13 protein-coding genes are annotated in these 16,211 nt (G+C 47.6%); 8 read left to right on the top strand and 5 right to left on the bottom strand.

The window, feature by feature from the left end:
- Window positions 1-189 precede the first annotated feature (189 nt).
- From F5I99_RS07030 to xdp1, 4 genes are all read right to left on the bottom strand, one after another.
- Entirely contained in the window at window positions 190-552 is a 363-nt protein-coding gene (locus tag F5I99_RS07030) for a transposase (protein WP_151054449.1), read from the bottom strand.
- A 169-nt stretch (window positions 553-721) separates the two neighbouring features.
- Window positions 722-2,293, bottom strand: a complete 1,572-nt coding sequence (locus tag F5I99_RS07025; RefSeq protein WP_151054447.1) for an IS1182 family transposase — start codon at window positions 2,291-2,293, stop codon at window positions 722-724.
- A gap of 54 nt (window positions 2,294-2,347) precedes the next feature.
- On the bottom strand, window positions 2,348-3,040 hold the full coding sequence (locus F5I99_RS07020; RefSeq protein WP_151054445.1) for an IS110 family RNA-guided transposase: 693 nt from the start codon (window positions 3,038-3,040) through the stop codon (window positions 2,348-2,350).
- Window positions 3,041-3,190: 150 nt separating this feature from the next.
- Window positions 3,191-3,997, bottom strand: a complete 807-nt coding sequence (gene xdp1 / locus F5I99_RS07015) for an exosortase-dependent surface protein XDP1 (protein ID WP_151054443.1) — start codon at window positions 3,995-3,997, stop codon at window positions 3,191-3,193.
- Window positions 3,998-4,474: 477 nt separating this feature from the next.
- On the opposite strand from xdp1, the gene F5I99_RS07010 reads away from it, so the two are divergent.
- Both F5I99_RS07010 and F5I99_RS07005 read left to right on the top strand, forming a co-directional pair.
- Window positions 4,475-5,065, top strand: a complete 591-nt coding sequence (locus F5I99_RS07010; protein ID WP_151054441.1) for a VPLPA-CTERM sorting domain-containing protein — start codon at window positions 4,475-4,477, stop codon at window positions 5,063-5,065.
- Window positions 5,066-5,210: 145 nt separating this feature from the next.
- Complete coding sequence (locus F5I99_RS07005; RefSeq protein ID WP_151054439.1) at window positions 5,211-5,792, top strand: isopropylmalate isomerase; 582 nt, start codon at window positions 5,211-5,213, stop codon at window positions 5,790-5,792.
- A gap of 301 nt (window positions 5,793-6,093) precedes the next feature.
- Here the strand turns inward: F5I99_RS07005 and F5I99_RS07000 are convergent, their stop codons facing one another.
- The gene (locus tag F5I99_RS07000) at window positions 6,094-8,121 is read right to left on the bottom strand and encodes a hypothetical protein (RefSeq protein ID WP_151054437.1); all 2,028 of its coding nucleotides are present in this window, start codon (window positions 8,119-8,121) and stop codon (window positions 6,094-6,096) included.
- A gap of 163 nt (window positions 8,122-8,284) precedes the next feature.
- Between F5I99_RS07000 and F5I99_RS06995 the strand changes: the two genes are divergently transcribed.
- The 6 genes from F5I99_RS06995 (at window position 8,285) to F5I99_RS06970 (ending at window position 16,149) form a co-directional block, all read left to right on the top strand.
- The gene (locus tag F5I99_RS06995) at window positions 8,285-9,307 is read left to right on the top strand and encodes an IS110 family RNA-guided transposase (protein ID WP_151054435.1); all 1,023 of its coding nucleotides are present in this window, start codon (window positions 8,285-8,287) and stop codon (window positions 9,305-9,307) included.
- 464 nt (window positions 9,308-9,771) lie between these two features.
- Window positions 9,772-10,791 (top strand): UDP-glucose 4-epimerase GalE, encoded by a 1,020-nt coding sequence (galE, locus tag F5I99_RS06990; RefSeq protein WP_151054433.1) that lies wholly within the window; start codon window positions 9,772-9,774, stop codon window positions 10,789-10,791.
- Between the two features lie 111 nt (window positions 10,792-10,902).
- A complete protein-coding gene (gene pgi / locus F5I99_RS06985; RefSeq protein WP_151054431.1) occupies window positions 10,903-12,540 on the top strand; it encodes a glucose-6-phosphate isomerase in 1,638 nt (545 codons plus the stop codon).
- Between the two features lie 28 nt (window positions 12,541-12,568).
- Entirely contained in the window at window positions 12,569-13,849 is a 1,281-nt protein-coding gene (locus F5I99_RS06980; protein WP_151054429.1) for a nucleotide sugar dehydrogenase, read from the top strand.
- The gene (locus F5I99_RS06975) at window positions 13,846-14,913 is read left to right on the top strand and encodes an acyltransferase family protein (RefSeq protein WP_151054427.1); all 1,068 of its coding nucleotides are present in this window, start codon (window positions 13,846-13,848) and stop codon (window positions 14,911-14,913) included. The genes F5I99_RS06980 and F5I99_RS06975 overlap by 4 nt, the downstream gene beginning before the upstream one ends.
- Before the next feature lie 435 nt (window positions 14,914-15,348).
- A complete protein-coding gene (locus F5I99_RS06970; RefSeq protein ID WP_191905969.1) occupies window positions 15,349-16,149 on the top strand; it encodes a glycosyltransferase family 4 protein in 801 nt (266 codons plus the stop codon).
- Window positions 16,150-16,211 lie beyond the last annotated feature (62 nt).

Raw genomic sequence — 16,211 nt, 5'->3', positions numbered from 1 at the left:
TGTGAGCATATCTGCTCGGCCATTAAAAGATGTGCACTCACTTTCGCTAATCTCCTACTCGGCTTCTATGAGCCAGCCCAATCCCAAGGATAAGTGAGTCGATTTTATCTGTCTTGTCTTAATAGTCTGCGCAACGCTTTGGGTATTTAACCTTTAATCTATCTTTTATTTCAATCTGTTACATTGTTGCTAAGCGATATAACCACGCTCTTTCATCATCATGCTCCACACGATCCGAGCCAGCTTGTTCGCCAACGCCACTATAATTTTATTGGCATGCTTGCCACTGGCTTGCATGCGTTTTGCCCACTCGCTCAAACGCCCCGTTGCGTCTTCTTTGAGCAGGACCCGATAGGCCGAACGCGCCCCATGCACCAGTTGCTTTCGGACATGGCCATTGCCCTGTTTGCTGATGCCTAATAATCGCTCTCGGTTACCACTGGAGGCCTGCTTCGGCACTAGCCCTAGCGAGGCGGCAAAGTGTCTGGCACTGGCAAAGCGCTTTGCATCACCTAAGTAACTCAACAATAACGAGCCTGTAGAAAAACCAATTTATAGTGCATCAATCTTTCCTCGGTGCTCGATTTGTTCATTTATAATGCCACTCCCTTCAATGTCTGTTTCGGCGCTCTCGGGACTGGCATTTCTTTGTCTTACTGCCACATCAGTCAACAGTGGCCTGATTGATAAGGCTTTCAGCCGGGCTTACGCCTTCGTTGCTTCAACTACTTAACTGTCCGTATTTTGCCAGTTTTTCAACATTATGCACCAAGCAGTACAACTGCCACTGGCCCTGAACCTTGCTTTTGCCGCGCAAGCTAAAGCGGTTTAGCCTTTTGTTGGTCCCAATGTTGCCGAATACCGGTTCCACCACAGACATTCGGTGACTATAAATCTGCTTACCCTTCGGACTATCCACTCGGTGTTTCATCCAGTCGGTGTAGGTGGGTGCTCTTTGATCATTAAGCGCAAAGCTCACTTGCCTTCCGGCTCCTTTGCGATGGTCAGCTGATGTCGGATTTTTCATGCAACTCGCTTTTTTAGAACAATGACGGCACTGGAGCAACCGACCTTCAAAGTAGGCTGTAAGTTGGCCGTGTTCATTAGTTCTGATACCTCGATGACTTATTTGCTCACCCGCTGGACATCTGCACGTCATCGTCACGGGATCAAACTGGAACTCACTGGCTGGAATAAGGTGTTTAGCTTTAGGGTTACCGGGTGTCTGGTGGCGCTTGCCGTATTTGTCTTTCTGGTGTGCGAATTTGGGATCACGGCTTCTAAACTGATTGTCAGGAATGTAACCGTTGATCTGGTTCTGGTGAAGATATTCCATATTGGCTTCATTCGCAAAACCCGTATCGGCCGTCGCTATGATGCCACTTGCATATACGTTGTCATTAATGCCCAGTCGTTGATAACGAGCCTTGATACTTTCCAATACTGGTTGCAGGGTGTGGTGCTCTTGTCCTTCACCGAAGGCTTGAGCATCAATGACAATCTGATGCTTTTTATCGACGGCGGCCACACCGTTGTAACCTTGAATGGTGCCTTTACTGGTGGTCATTTTTGCTGATTCAGGATCAGTGATATTACTCTTCACTTCCTTGCTGCGTTTGCCCTTGCCCATCCTTGGCTGGCTGCGCTTTAAAAAATCACCGATCTTGTTGGCCGCCGCATCCAGTGTCTGGATGGTCTTGGCCTTGCGAATATCATGCTCCAGCGCTTCTTCGCTTTCATGGGTATCCTTTTCCTGATGCTCACTGAGGTGATGCTGGATCAGGCGTTTGAGCTTCTGGCGCTTTTGTTCCAACTCCTTAAACGTACCAGACCATTCCTTCGACGCATTGGAGCGCATCTTACAGCCATCGATGGCAAAGAGTTCATGACCCAGCAACCCTTGTTGATCACAGATCAGCAGCACCTGTTCAAATAAGGCTTCAATCGCCTGGCCTCGGCTACTGATAAAGTGAGCAATCGTGGTGAAGTGCGGCACGGTATCGCAGGATAACGCTTTGAAGATGATATTGGTTTCGCAGCACCACTGGATTTCACGGCTGGAGGTAATGCCCTTTGAGTAAGCAAATAAAATAATCTTGAGCAGTATAGCCGGATCATAGGCTGGGCGGCCTTCAGCATCATTTTTATAGGGCTGATGAAAAGCAGACAGGTCGAGTTTTTCAGAGATCAGGTAGTGTAGCGCAAATTCAAAAGTACCCGGTTGAATCTGTTCCAAGTAGTTGATGACCACCATCGACATCTGGTTGTAGTCGTAATGTTTGAATCGAGCCATCCCAGAGCCTCCGTCTCCTGAAAATCTCATCAGACCATAGATGAAGAGGTTTTTCTACAGCCTGAACGACGCATTAATCGGCCCAACACCCGGTATTTCCAGTAGCTTCTGACACTCAACGTTCTCTTTGACGTAGTCTTGAAGCATACAGTCATAACGCGCGATGTGGGCCTCTTTCTCTAACCACTGCTCCCGTAAATCGGCTATCAACTGTCGACCCTTAAAGGTCAGTGGCTGATCGGCATCTTCAAGCAGTTCTGGAATCAAGACACGCAGGCTGCCATGCCCGGTGGGGATAACGACACCCATGTCAGCTAACAAGCCCCGTAACTCGTTACCTATGGCGGTCTTCTCGCGAACCAGACGTTCTCTGACACGATGAATCGCTTGCAGATCGAGCTGCTCTTCACTCTTAATCGATACCGACGGCGTTGACGGCAACGAGGCCGCTAACGCAATCGCTTCAGCATCGCGTATATCATTCTTGTTAACCCGAACAAAGGGCTTTACATACTGAGGTGCTATTAGCTTGACCTCATGCCCCAGGGCTTTGAACTGACGTGCCCAGGCATGTGCACCAATACAGGCCTCCATCGCAATCAAACAGCACGGTAAGTTGGCTATAAACGCTTTCAGGTCTGCTCGATACAGTCGTTTTCTGAACACCGCCTTGCCTTGTCGATTGAGACCATGCAGTTGAAAGACATTTTTGGCCAAATCGATACTTAGGATGCTAATATTCTTCATAGGACTCGCCTCTCTTTACTCAGATGCCGGTTTGCTTTTGTTTGCACATTAAGCATGGCACATTGTTAAGGGGGGCGGGTCCATCTTATTTCCTACAGAGTGAGCCTGCAAAATACCACCTGTAGGAGCTCACTCTGTGAGCGAAGAAAATTACGCAGCAACTACCAGAGCAGCCTGCTGTTCACGCTTAGCTTTGCGCTTTTTCACCCAACCCATGCCAGCCAGGCCAGTGATGAACAACCAGGCCGCAGCAGGAAGTGGTGTTTCAGCTATATCAACGGTAGAGAAACTGATACCGGTCAGCTTGAAGCCTTCGTCATAGGTTCCCATAGGGTTATCACTGAAGACGGCATTATAAACACCCACCAACCAATACTGAGATGTCAGGCCACCTTCAACCAGTTTCGGAGTTCCTTGAGTCACGCCGGTATAGGCATTCGCATCACCAGCCGTTGAAAAGCCACTTTCCAGTAAGTCAGACCATTTCTGACCATTTAATGTGGTTAGCGGAGCGGTATCTGTGTACGCCAGAACGCTGGCCCAGTTATTGTCCGAGTAAACCGCATCGCCTACTGTGAAACTATCCAGAGAAACTTCACGACCAAAATCAAACATAACCATCTGGTATTGACGCCCAGTTACGCGACGACGCCCATCCCGATAACTAACCTCATTATTTGAAACTCGATGTGCTCCATTGCTGTTGACTGCATTGCTGGTCGGCATACCCAATCCCCAGCCAGCCCAGGTTTGCACGGAAGATCCAGAGACAGATCCACTATTTAACCCGGAGAAACCGCTTACGGTTAACTGATCATCACCATAGGCGTATGTCAGTGAGTTGCGGGCACCTGAATTACCACTGGTAAAATTCAGATCAACAGAAGCTGCCGATACAGGAGCTGCTACAGAAAAAACCAGAGCAGCCGCTGCCGCCAACTGAATGACTTTGTTCATGTAATTTATCCTTAATTGTAATTCACATAATAATCAGCAGGTTTTGACTAGTGCCACCTAAAAGGTCGCTACACTGGCCAACAATTTCCCTGCTATAGTTTTCAATCGCATGTTTGAATATTTCAAACAAATATCCGAAATACTGCATATCGGCTTACTGACCTAAGCCAACTATATACAATAACATAACCTCAAACATCGGTCCGTAGTACAATACTTTTCAAACACCAATATGAAATAAATAGTAATTTTCTTACCAAATATTTCACTTACACAAAAAGTCTAATGAAAACCTCATGATAACCTTTTAAAACAAACACTTATAAATATAACGACGCCAAAAAACATTTGTTTAAACAAGATGCTTCTGTAATAATTAATTTTGCTTAGCAGTCATAACAGCCTCAATCCACGGAATATGTGCAGCAAACGCCAAGGATTGATCAAATCAAACACATCATGAAAAAGGAACCAAACATGAGAACGTTACTTTTGGCAGCATTGCTACTCTGTGCCAGCCAACTCACACAAGCCGCTACGATTTATTTCGATGCGGATGGAAGCCCTCAACTGACCCTAACCCCAAGCTATTATATGGATAACGTTCAAGCCAATGGCCTGACCAACAGTGGCTATGCGAGTGTGTCCGCGGCTACTGGCGGCCCCTATATAGCCTATAATGGAAATGAAGCGCCTCTGGTTACCTTCGGCTGGAACGGTGCAGATACCTTTGACCTGAACAGTTTTGTGATTGCTGGCGCGTGGGGCTCTCAGACCCTGACGATCAGTGGTTACACAGACGCTGTTCTGACCTATACGGCTCAATTGTTTGTCGACACGGCTGCCCGTGTCTTTCAAGCCGACTGGTTCGGCCTGACCAGCTTCAGTATCGCCACTGGTAACGATTTTGAGCAATCCAGTGATGTTACCGGATCAGGCCAGCACTGGGCCCTGAATGCCATCACATTAAACGAAGTACCGCTACCTGCGGCCGCCTGGATGTTCATAGCTGGTATTGCCGGCGTTCTAGGCATCCGTCGCAAAGCTGCACGTAAAGCAATCAGCTAAGTCTGAGTCAAACACCTTTTATCGTCCACTTTACACGGGCGATAAAAGGTCAGTATCCTACCCCCCATTGCGTAAACACCTTACTCAATCACATCCAGAAAAGATCCAGTTAAACTGCCACTAAGGCACCCATAGGAAAACCGCGTTGAACAACCACCTCCAGTCCCTATTCACCTGCACACAAGAGCGCTGGCAGCCCACTATTGGCGATCCACATTTCATGGGCTGGGTAACAGTTGCTGGCTACGGGGTTGCGGCACTGGCTGCACTGACAGCACTGCGGCATGCCCGGACACAGCGCTTACCCCGTGCTGAAATACTCTTCTGGTATCTACTCTGTCCCGCCCTGCTGATGTTAATGATCAACAAGCAACTGGATATTCAAACACTGTTCACAACAGTCGCACGCTGCGAAGCCCAACTCTCCGGCTGGTATGCCAACCGCAGGCCGATTCAAATCGCCTTTATTCTGGGACTGATGTTGCTGAGTATCGCTCTACTGGGGCTTTTTTCCTACAGACTACGCCACTCACTGAACCGACTCTGGCCAGTGCTAATCGGCACCATCACCCTACTCACCTTTGTATTGGTCAGGGCAGTAGGCTTTCATCATGTTGATATACTAATCGGCACACAACTGGCTGGCTGGCGGCTGAACTGGATAATCGAACTAGGCGGCATCACCCTGGTAATCATGGGATGCATATACTACAACCGCAAAAACTAACCCCGTACAAACGAAAACCTTCGCCCGGAGACCGGGCTCCTACAAAACCACCAAGACCTATCCCCAATCTGTAGGAGCTCACTCTGTGAGCGATTCTTCCGCCCGGAGACCGGGCTCCTACAAAACCACCAAGACCTATCCCCAATCTGTAGGAGCTCACTCTGTGAGCGATTCTTTCGCCCGCGGAGCGGGCTCCTACAAGAGCAAACCTTCGCCCGGAGAGCGGGCTCCTACAAACGAAAACCCTTCGCCCGCGGAGCGGGCTCCTACAAGAGCGAACCTTCGCCCGGAGGCCGGGCTCCTACAAGCGAGTAACAGAAATCCTGACAACCTCAGCCTCACTCAACCCAACGCCATCAAAAAGCCGATACACAATCGTTTCCGTGCCAGCAAAACCGGGGTTGGATACATACACTGGGTGGCCAGCCTGCCAATGGATCACCCCGTTCTCTGGATGCTGAAGTATCACCACACTCATACCCGAGGCCTCTGCACCCGGTATATCCAGGGGTAAAGGAACCTCGGAATTAGCAAGATGCTCGGCAACCGGCAACGCAACCGGCGAAGAATAGTTATTTATGCCCTCTTCCAACCAGACATAAGCGGCTCGGGAAGCGAGTTCATAAACACCACTGCGGGTTTCATTACGGTGGACCGCTCGAATCTGGTAATACACATCTCCAACGTCAGGCGCGGTCTGATCCTGATATTGCAGTACTTCTGCCGCAAGCATTGATTCAGTGAGACGCTGGTATCCAGAGGCCAGCCTATTGGAACGATAGACATGATAGCCTTCCGGAGCACTGCCGGAAGGTGCCTGCCAGGTTAATGTTACCGAATCAGTATGACGGGATGCAGCAGGGTTTAAGGGAGGCTGTGCCACATGCATCCGCAAGGTAGGATCGCCCATCAGATTGATATGCACCTGACTTTCCAGATGAGTGTAGTTACCACCAGGTACAAATTCACCACCATTGTGAGCATTATTAACAGTCCGCTGGTGTGAACGACCCACCGTCCAACCCGCAGCCATTTGATGCATATGCCATGCAGGCCTTGCTCCCCATCCGGCCGCCAATCCCCAGTCAGGTTGCGCCAACAACATACGTATCGGGTTGTTTACGTTATGCCACTTCTGCTTACCACTGCCAAAATTCAGGAAAAACAGGGCACGGTTATTCACGTCACCATAATGCTCCATGCTGGAACCGCTATAGTGACCAAAATCCATTGCCCATAGATAAGCCTCGCTATTGAGCTCCGGCTGGAAGCTTGCCGCGTTGACGTTATCAGCACCAAACAGAGTTCTAGCCCAGCTATGTTCCTGAAAAAGATGACCACTATTCAGCAAGGCCCGATAAGGAACCTGTCGATCACCATTGCGCCACGCATGGGTTTTATGAGTGTAATCACGAAGCAACTCAACTTCACTTTTTTGAACTGCGGTTAATCGAGACATATCCACCCGACCCACCATAAGATCTACCGCATGAGGAAGAGTGGTGTGATCGAATTTACCATCGCCCTTTATATTGGAGCTAGCCTCACCCCCCTCCGCCGAATAGGACAGAATATCCAGCCAGTTTCCTTGTAAATCAGCATAGTACAGATCGGTTTCATGGGCAGTGTCATTGTGTCCATCCGGTGCAGAAAAGCCGGAGCGAGCAACAGGGATTTTACCAAACAGATACAACCCCTTAATGTCAGGATCAGCAGCACAGGCCTCCTGAATAGCGGCATGCAAAACACGATGATCACCCAGGCCCTGCGGCGGTGTTAACAGACGGGTAACTCCCCATCCATCACCGGCAAGGTCCAACTCCAATAGGCGAAGCTCCATCTCCATTTCATCGACAAGCGTCTCATCAATCACCAACAAAATATTGCCGGGCTGATCCTCCAAGGGAGCATCAATACTCACAGCCGCATAGGTAGCGGCCTGAGTGTAATTTTTACTGGCAAGGGCCGGGCGGTAAACGCGATACTCATAGTGTTTACCCGTTTCCACACTGCTGTCGGTAAAGTGAGTTACCGAAGGCGGTAACACAGCAATGGGTTCAAACAGGGTCATTTCAGAAAAATCTTTAACTTGGGTGCCATCCCAAATATTTTGGTACCAAAGTCCGCTTTTCACCCCCAGTTCCCGACGATATACAGTAACCTGCATCTCCGTTGCCGACCCCGGCTGCTGATCCCAGGAGAGCTGAACACTCGGATCAGGTTCGGTCACGACCTCTATATCAACGGTTATCTGCTTTCTATCCGCAAACGCACAGGGAGTCATCAAGCCAAAAACAACGGCCATGATTAGGATTTTATATTCCAGCATGCAATTAATTCCCATCAAATACCGCCCCACTCTGTGTTCAAAATAAACACTATATAACATCCTCCCTGTAGGAAATAAGATGGACCCGCCCCCCTTAACAATGTGCCATGCTTAATGTGCAAACAAAAGCAAACCGGCATCTGAGTAAAGAGAGGCGAGTCCTATGAAGAATATTAGCATCCTAAGTATCGATTTGGCCAAAAATGTCTTTCAACTGCATGGTCTCAATCGACAAGGCAAGGCGGTGTTCAGAAAACGACTGTATCGAGCAGACCTGAAAGCGTTTATAGCCAACTTACCGTGCTGTTTGATTGCGATGGAGGCCTGTATTGGTGCACATGCCTGGGCACGTCAGTTCAAAGCCCTGGGGCATGAGGTCAAGCTAATAGCACCTCAGTATGTAAAGCCCTTTGTTCGGGTTAACAAGAATGATATACGCGATGCTGAAGCGATTGCGTTAGCGGCCTCGTTGCCGTCAACGCCTTCGGTATCGATTAAGAGTGAAGAGCAGCTCGATCTGCAAGCGATTCATCGTGTCAGAGAACGTCTGGTTCGCGAGAAGACCGCCATAGGTAACGAGTTACGGGGCTTGTTAGCTGACATGGGTGTCGTTATCCCCACCGGGCATGGCAGCCTGCGTGTCTTGATTCCAGAACTGCTTGAAGATGCCGATCAGCCACTGACCTTTAAGGGTCGACAGTTGATAGCCGATTTACGGGAGCAGTGGTTAGAGAAAGAGGCCCACATCGCGCGTTATGACTGTATGCTTCAAGACTACGTCAAAGAGAACGTTGAGTGTCAGAAGCTACTGGAAATACCGGGTGTTGGGCCGATTAATGCGTCGTTATTGTTGAGTTACTTAGGTGATGCAAAGCGCTTTGCCAGTGCCAGACACTTTGCCGCCTCGCTAGGGCTAGTGCCGAAGCAGGCCTCCAGTGGTAACCGAGAGCGATTATTAGGCATCAGCAAACAGGGCAATGGCCATGTCCGAAAGCAACTGGTGCATGGGGCGCGTTCGGCCTATCGGGTCCTGCTCAAAGAAGACGCAACGGGGCGTTTGAGCGAGTGGGCAAAACGCATGCAAGCCAGTGGCAAGCATGCCAATAAAATTATAGTGGCGTTGGCGAACAAGCTGGCTCGGATCGTGTGGAGCATGATGATGAAAGAGCGTGGTTATATCGCTTAGCAACAATGTAACAGATTGAAATAAAAGATAGATTAAAGGTTAAATACCCAAAGCGTTGCGCAGACTATTAAGACAAGACAGATAAAATCGACTCACTTATCCTTGGGATTGGGCTGGCTCATAGAAGCCGAGTAGGAGATTAGCGAAAGTGAGTGCACATCTTTTAATGGCCGAGCAGATATGCTCACACAAATAGGTCGGATATAAGCGTGCAACACATCTGCTCGAGTCAAAAATAGCTTGCAACACGGGCGGGTCCATATAAGCTCACTCCGTGAGCGAATAACCACCAAAGCCCCTTCGCCCGGTGACCGGGCTCCTACATTTATCACCACCCAACCATTTCGCCCGCGGAGCGGTCTCCAACCCCTGTCCTATAGTACAATAGACCTAGAAGGCTAATACGAAAATAATCATGGGCTTAGGTGATCACTAATATGGAAAGCGGGTTCAAAGGATTCGGAATGACTGACGCTGTACTGGTAACCGGCGGCGCCGGGTATATCGGCTCACATACAACAGTGGAACTGCTTAAGGCAGGCCATGACGTAGTTGTGCTTGACAACCTCTGCAACTCCAGTGCCGTGGCACTGGAGCGTATTGAACAGATCAGTGGCAAGGCACCCCATTTCATTCAGGGGGATGTGCGCGATGCTGTTCTGCTGGATCAGGTTTTCAAGCAATACAATATCAGTGCCGTACTGCACTTTGCCGGGCTTAAGGCAGTAGGTGAAAGTGTACAACAGCCGCTGCGCTATTATGAAAACAACGTCTACGGTTCACTGGTGTTGTGTCAGGCGATGGCCAAAGCCGGTGTGCGCAAGCTGATCTTCAGCTCATCCGCTACGGTCTACGGTGAAGAAGCCAGTATTCCTTATGTTGAAACCCAACCCAGAGGCAAAACGGCCAATCCGTATGGCACCTCCAAGGCGATGGTGGAGCAACTGCTCACCGATCTGCAAATCGCTGATCCAGAATGGTCCATCGTACTGCTGCGCTATTTCAACCCCATCGGCGCGCATGAATCCGGCTTGCTAGGCGAAGACCCGCAGGGAATCCCCAACAACTTACTACCCTATATTGCTCAAGTGGCCATAGGTCGCCTGGAGCAACTGGCTATCTATGGTGGCGACTACCCCACCACAGACGGCAGTTGTGAGCGTGACTATCTACATGTAGTTGATCTGGCCCTGGGGCATCTGCAATCCATGCAGAAGCTAGGTACACCTGGGGTACATATATATAACCTGGGCACCGGTCAGCCAGTATCTGTACTGGCGATGGTCAAGGCCTTTGAAAAAGTGGCACAAAAACCACTGCCTTACCGCATTGCAGCACGCCGCGCTGGCGACCTGCCCGCTTTTTGGGCCAACGCTGACAAAGCACAACAAGAATTAGGCTGGAAGGCCACTCGCCCCCTCAACGCCATGTTGGAAGACACCTGGCGTTGGCAAACCCGAAATCCGAAAGGTTTCTCCAAATAAAACATGCGTTTATAAATTACTGGTCCTAAGCATACGATCACAGTAGAATAATCAAATTGCTGCATTGCAAAAAAGTTACGGGCCAGACAAATCCAGGGAGTAGTTACAAGCATGAATGTATTTGCGACAGAAGCGGGCACCGATCTTTACGAACATGCCACCGTCATGGGCAAGGCCCATATCGCTTCATTGTTTCAGCAGAATGCCGAGCGCTTTGAAGATTTCAGTTTCAGCGTCCCTGGCCTGATGCTGGATCTATCCAAGCAACGTATCTCTTCCGAAACCCTGAACCTGTTGTGTGAACTGGCCCGGGAAAAACACCTTAAACAGTGGATCGAAGACCTCTACAACGGCGAAAAAATTAACACCTCCGAAGATCGCCCAGCCCTGCACACCGCCTTGCGCGCACCGGCAGATCAACGCCTGAATGTAGATGGTGAAGACGTCATCGCCCCGATCCACGAAAACCTCAGCCGTATGGAAACCCTGGTTAACTGCATCCATGCCGGTCAATGGCTCGGCTGTACCGGCCACCCTATCGACACCATTGTTAACATCGGTGTTGGCGGCTCGGATCTTGGCCCCTTCATGGCCTGCAAGGCCCTGAGCGAGTTCACCACAGACAGCAGTCGCAAGGTGGATATTCACTTCGTATCTTCCATGGATGGCAGTCATATCTCCAGCCTGTTGGACAGACTCAATCCAACCCGTACCCTGTTTGTGATCTCGTCGAAATCTTTCACCACCATCGACACCCTGGCCAATGCCGAAACGGCCAAAGAGTGGCTGAAACGCGCAGATCAACATGATCAGATGAACGAAGCACTAATCCTTAAACGTCATTTTATCGGCGTCTCAGCCACTCCCAAGCGCATGGTCGACTGGGGCATCCCGGAATCCAACCATCTGTATTTCTGGGAATGGACTGGCGGACGTTATTCCATGTGGTCCACTATCGGTCTGCCCATCGCCCTGCGTATTGGCATGCAGGGATTTCGTGACATGCTGGCAGGTGCTCACGCAATGGACACGCATTTCCGCAACACCGAGTTTGAATCTAATTTACCCGTATTGCTGGCCCTAACGGGTATCTGGAACATCAATTTCCTCGGCATTACTGCACACGCCATCCTGCCTTATGATGGCCGTTTGAGCCATCTGCCCAGCTACCTTGAGCAGCTGGAGATGGAAAGTAACGGCAAAAACACCACCCGCACTAACGAGATGGTTGGCTACAACACCTGCCCGGTACTCTGGGGGGAAATCGGCACCAACGCTCAGCATGCCTTCTACCAGCTACTGCATCAGGGTACTATTCCGGTAATGTGTGACTTCATTACCTGCTCCACGCGCTATGAAGGTCCCAACAACACCGAACTGAAACATCAACACCAGCTCAACCTGTCCAACTGTCTGGCGCAGTCACAGATTCTGGCACTGGGTGATACGGTTATTGAAGGGGCCGAAAACTCCCCACCACATAAACGCTATCGGGGCAATCAGCCCTGCTCCACCCTGCTGCTGGACAAACTGACACCAGAAACCTTCGGCATGCTGATCGCGATGTATGAGCACAAGGTCTTTGTCCAGTCAGTGATCTGGAACATCAATCCCTTTGACCAATGGGGCGTTGAACTGGGAAAAACCATTGCCACCGGCTTACTGCCAGCATTGAACGGATCAAGCGACGGTGTATCACTCGACAGTTCCACACGTGGCCTGATCAACCACATCAACACCAAGCGCTGAGCCAAATGAAAACCGCCTGGAGGGCAGAATGAATATTGCAGTATGGGGAAGTGAGTTAATTGGCTGGACTGCCGCCACCGCCTTTGCCGAGTTTGGTAATCAGGTACATATCAACCAGACACCAGAGAGCAAACAAAGCCTGGGAGAACAATCCGACCCCAACAGTATTCTATTTAACGAGCCGGGTCTGTTATCGCATGTAAAGGCCCAATACGACCAGGATAACCTGACATTTGGTGACCCCGATGCTGCACTGGAATGCCCAATACAAATACTGGCACTGCATCCAGATCAGCTCCCCCTTGCCAAAACTATTATTCAACGGGTAAACCAACAGACTCAGTCACAGCAACTGGTTGTGATCAATTACTCCACCTTCGGCCTCGGAGCCACCGACGAACTAGCGTCCCTGTTGGATACTGGCAAACAACAGGCCATTGCCTACATTCCCGATCAGCTCTCTGAAGGTAGCGCCTACGATAACTTCATCAAAGCCAAAACACTGGTGATCGGCTGTCAAAGCAACGAAGCCAACAAAATCATCAAAGCACTGTACAAACCCTTCAGCCGCTCGCTGGAACAAATGATGATCGTCAAGCGTCGCGAAGCTGAGTTTATGAAATTCGCCGTCAACGGCATGCTGGCACTGCGGCTGGGCTATATTAACGAACTGGCCAACCTCGCCGACCTGCTGAATATCGATATCGACACCATCACGGCAGGCATGGGCAACGATCCACGTATCGGCAAGCATTACCTGTCACCGGGTTGTGGCTTCGGTGGGGCTCACTTCAGTAAATCTATCCAAACCATGGCCCAGTTACTAAAAACTAACCGCAACTCCATTATTCTAAATACCCTGCTGGAAGAAAATGAGAAACAGAAGGTTCTTCCCTTCCGCAAACTCTGGCGGCACTACAAAGCAGATGTAAACAACCTAAAAGTCGCCGTTTGGGGCCTATCATTCAAACCCAACACCGCCAGCATTCAAAATGCACCCAGCCTGCAAGTGGTAGAAACCCTACTGGCTCAAGGCTGTAAAGTCCACGCACATGATCCACAAGCGATGATGAACTTCGCCAAACGATTTCCCTCCGATGGTAAGATCGCCTATTACAGCAGCGCGATAGAAACACTGAAAGACGTCGATGCGCTGATTATCCTCACCGAGTGGAATGAATACTGGTCACCCGACTACTACCAGATGCTGGAGATGATGAATAACCCGGTCATTATCGATGGACGTAATATTATGGATAAGGAGCTGATGGAAAGCTTTGGGTTTGTATATTATGGAGTTGGGAGATGAATACATCTACAGCATCTGAGCCTGTAAAGCTCAAAGTATACTACCCATATTATGACTATGTGCGCTTTATAGCAGCAAGTGTTGTTATGTTTGGGCATGCCAACTTTATAACTTGGCGCCCAGCAGGGGCTATTGCTGTAGATGTATTTTTTGCACTTAGTGGCTGGCTTATTGGAAACATATTATTAAATACCAAAAAAGAACAATTACCTCAATTCTATTTCAACAGAGTTATAAGGATATGGATTCCATATTTCATATCATTTTCTATACTACTCCTTGTGGCACTTTTAAAAGATAACATTACATTAAAATGGCTAGAAATCGTTATGTACAAAGCTACATTTGTATATAATATATTTGGACCAGATCAGTTAGCCGAATACAAAAACCTTATGCCCCTAGATGGAACAGGAAACCACTTTTGGAGTGTAAATGCAGAAGAACAATTCTATCTTTTTGCACCTATATTACTAGTTTTAATACCACTACTAGGTAGAAGAATTTTAGTTTGGTTTCTTCTAGCTACAGCAGCACTGATCTACGACATTTACGCACCAATATTTATTGGTGTACTTTTGGCCTTAATACTTAAAAAGCATGATGGAGTTGAAAAAAATATTTTTTTCAAAATAACATGTGGATTATTATTTATTGCAGGCGTTTCACTATTTATACTCAATATGTATATGGACACTGCATCCGCTCTCTTTTCCGCTTCAATTGTTATGCTCCTTAAGATACCAGGAAATCCTCACCAAATAGGATTATTCCTAGGGGGAATATCTTATTCACTCTACTTAAATCATTGGCTAGGTGAATTTATTGCAAACTTTGTGGTAAAACATACTTTTATAACGAACATTTCGATTAGAAATTTAATTTCATTTTCATCTGCTTATATAATCGCTAGCATTATTTACATTATTATTGAGAAATACTGTATTAAAATGAGACCGTTATGGTATACACCAATATATGGAAAATATTCGATTATTGCAGCTTACGGAACTGTGACTTTAGGCTTGTTTATAGGCATATACCTCACAAAAACAATTGGCTAGATAAAATTATCAGACACTTAACTAAACGAATGAATTTATATATTAAAAAGATGATAGTATACTCCTAAAATTAATGGATTAGATTATGAAAAAATTTTATATGCGGCAGGTCCTGGTAACATTATTCAGACCTACGGATGCTGGACTCAGGGCATTAATGATCCATCGCAGGTCGCACTTACATACTCAAAACAGTTCTATGAATTTTGTGAAGAATCAGGCATTTCCGCGGTAGCTGTATCATCCAACTCAAGAACAGAAACTCTGCAAGATAAAGGCTTCACCCTGTATAACCAACCTAAACCAGAATGGCTAAACAAAGGAATAATGTATCATTTTGGCCAATTATACACCAGTTTCCGCTTACTGAGATTAGCTCGAAAGCATCAGTATAATCTAGCTATCGTATCTAATTACAATGACTGGTTCACACTAGTGCATTTAAGGTTATTTGGTATACATATTATCCCTACTCTTCACTGTACCTTCTGGACTACTAGGCTTAAGCCAAAAAACTTTAAAAACAAGATAATCCGCAAGTTAAACGGCTGGTTTTGGCAACACTGTGTCTCAGCAACACTATGCATCTCACCAGAATCCGAAAAGCAACTCAGAGAGATTTGCCCCAATTTAAATTCACCAGTATTTCAGGCTCGTCCAACTTATTTAAAAGCAGCATTTTCTGAAATTCAACCACCCTCGCAAAGTTCAAAACAATTTCACTTACTCTTTGCTGGAAGGCTTGAAGAAAATAAAGGTGTATTGGAACTTTATGAAACTGCAAAATTATTGGAAAAATCACACCCCGGTGTTTTCAAGTGGCATATATGTGGTACTGGCAGCCTGACAAAGATATTAGAACAACAAATTAGTGCCAATCAAAGCAGCGAATACTTTATGCTAAAAGGACACCTGAATCGAGATCAGATGCTAACTTATTTTTCTCTCAGTCATATATTTTTAATACCGACTCGCCAAGACTTCGCTGAAGGATTGAATAAAGTAGCGATTGAGGGAGTATTAGCTGGTCGTCCAGTCATTGTATCCAAGTACATTCCTGCAACAGATATTCTAGGAGATGCTGTCATAGTAGCTGATAAAATTGATGCCAGCTGTCTTTCAGAATTAATTGTCTTACTCTATGAAAAACCAGAGAAATATTTTCAGGCCATATCATCAACTCAAACAGTTCAAGACATTTTTTTGATCCTGAATATAGCTGGAAAATGGCACTAAAAAAAGCTGTTAATTCAAGCAACACCTGATATAACTGCTACACTCTACGCAAGTACACAATA

The sequence above is a fragment of the Nitrincola iocasae genome, assembly GCF_008727795.1.
Taxonomy (GTDB): domain Bacteria; phylum Pseudomonadota; class Gammaproteobacteria; order Pseudomonadales; family Balneatricaceae; genus Nitrincola; species Nitrincola iocasae.
This window is presented reverse-complemented; position numbering and strand designations above follow the sequence as displayed.

What these genes read in the sequence shown, in the direction of transcription:
- F5I99_RS07025 (WP_151054447.1), bottom strand. Translation starts at nt 2,293, where the DNA reads ATGGCTCGATTCAAACATTACGACTACAACCAGATGTCGATGGTGGTC.
- F5I99_RS07020 (WP_151054445.1), bottom strand. Translation starts at nt 3,040, where the DNA reads ATGAAGAATATTAGCATCCTAAGTATCGATTTGGCCAAAAATGTCTTT.
- xdp1 (WP_151054443.1), bottom strand. Translation starts at nt 3,997, where the DNA reads ATGAACAAAGTCATTCAGTTGGCGGCAGCGGCTGCTCTGGTTTTTTCT.
- F5I99_RS07010 (WP_151054441.1), top strand. Translation starts at nt 4,475, where the DNA reads ATGAGAACGTTACTTTTGGCAGCATTGCTACTCTGTGCCAGCCAACTC.
- F5I99_RS07000 (WP_151054437.1), bottom strand. Translation starts at nt 8,121, where the DNA reads ATGCTGGAATATAAAATCCTAATCATGGCCGTTGTTTTTGGCTTGATG.
- F5I99_RS06995 (WP_151054435.1), top strand. Translation starts at nt 8,285, where the DNA reads ATGAAGAATATTAGCATCCTAAGTATCGATTTGGCCAAAAATGTCTTT.
- galE (WP_151054433.1), top strand. Translation starts at nt 9,772, where the DNA reads ATGACTGACGCTGTACTGGTAACCGGCGGCGCCGGGTATATCGGCTCA.
- pgi (WP_151054431.1), top strand. Translation starts at nt 10,903, where the DNA reads ATGAATGTATTTGCGACAGAAGCGGGCACCGATCTTTACGAACATGCC.
- F5I99_RS06980 (WP_151054429.1), top strand. Translation starts at nt 12,569, where the DNA reads ATGAATATTGCAGTATGGGGAAGTGAGTTAATTGGCTGGACTGCCGCC.
- F5I99_RS06975 (WP_151054427.1), top strand. Translation starts at nt 13,846, where the DNA reads ATGAATACATCTACAGCATCTGAGCCTGTAAAGCTCAAAGTATACTAC.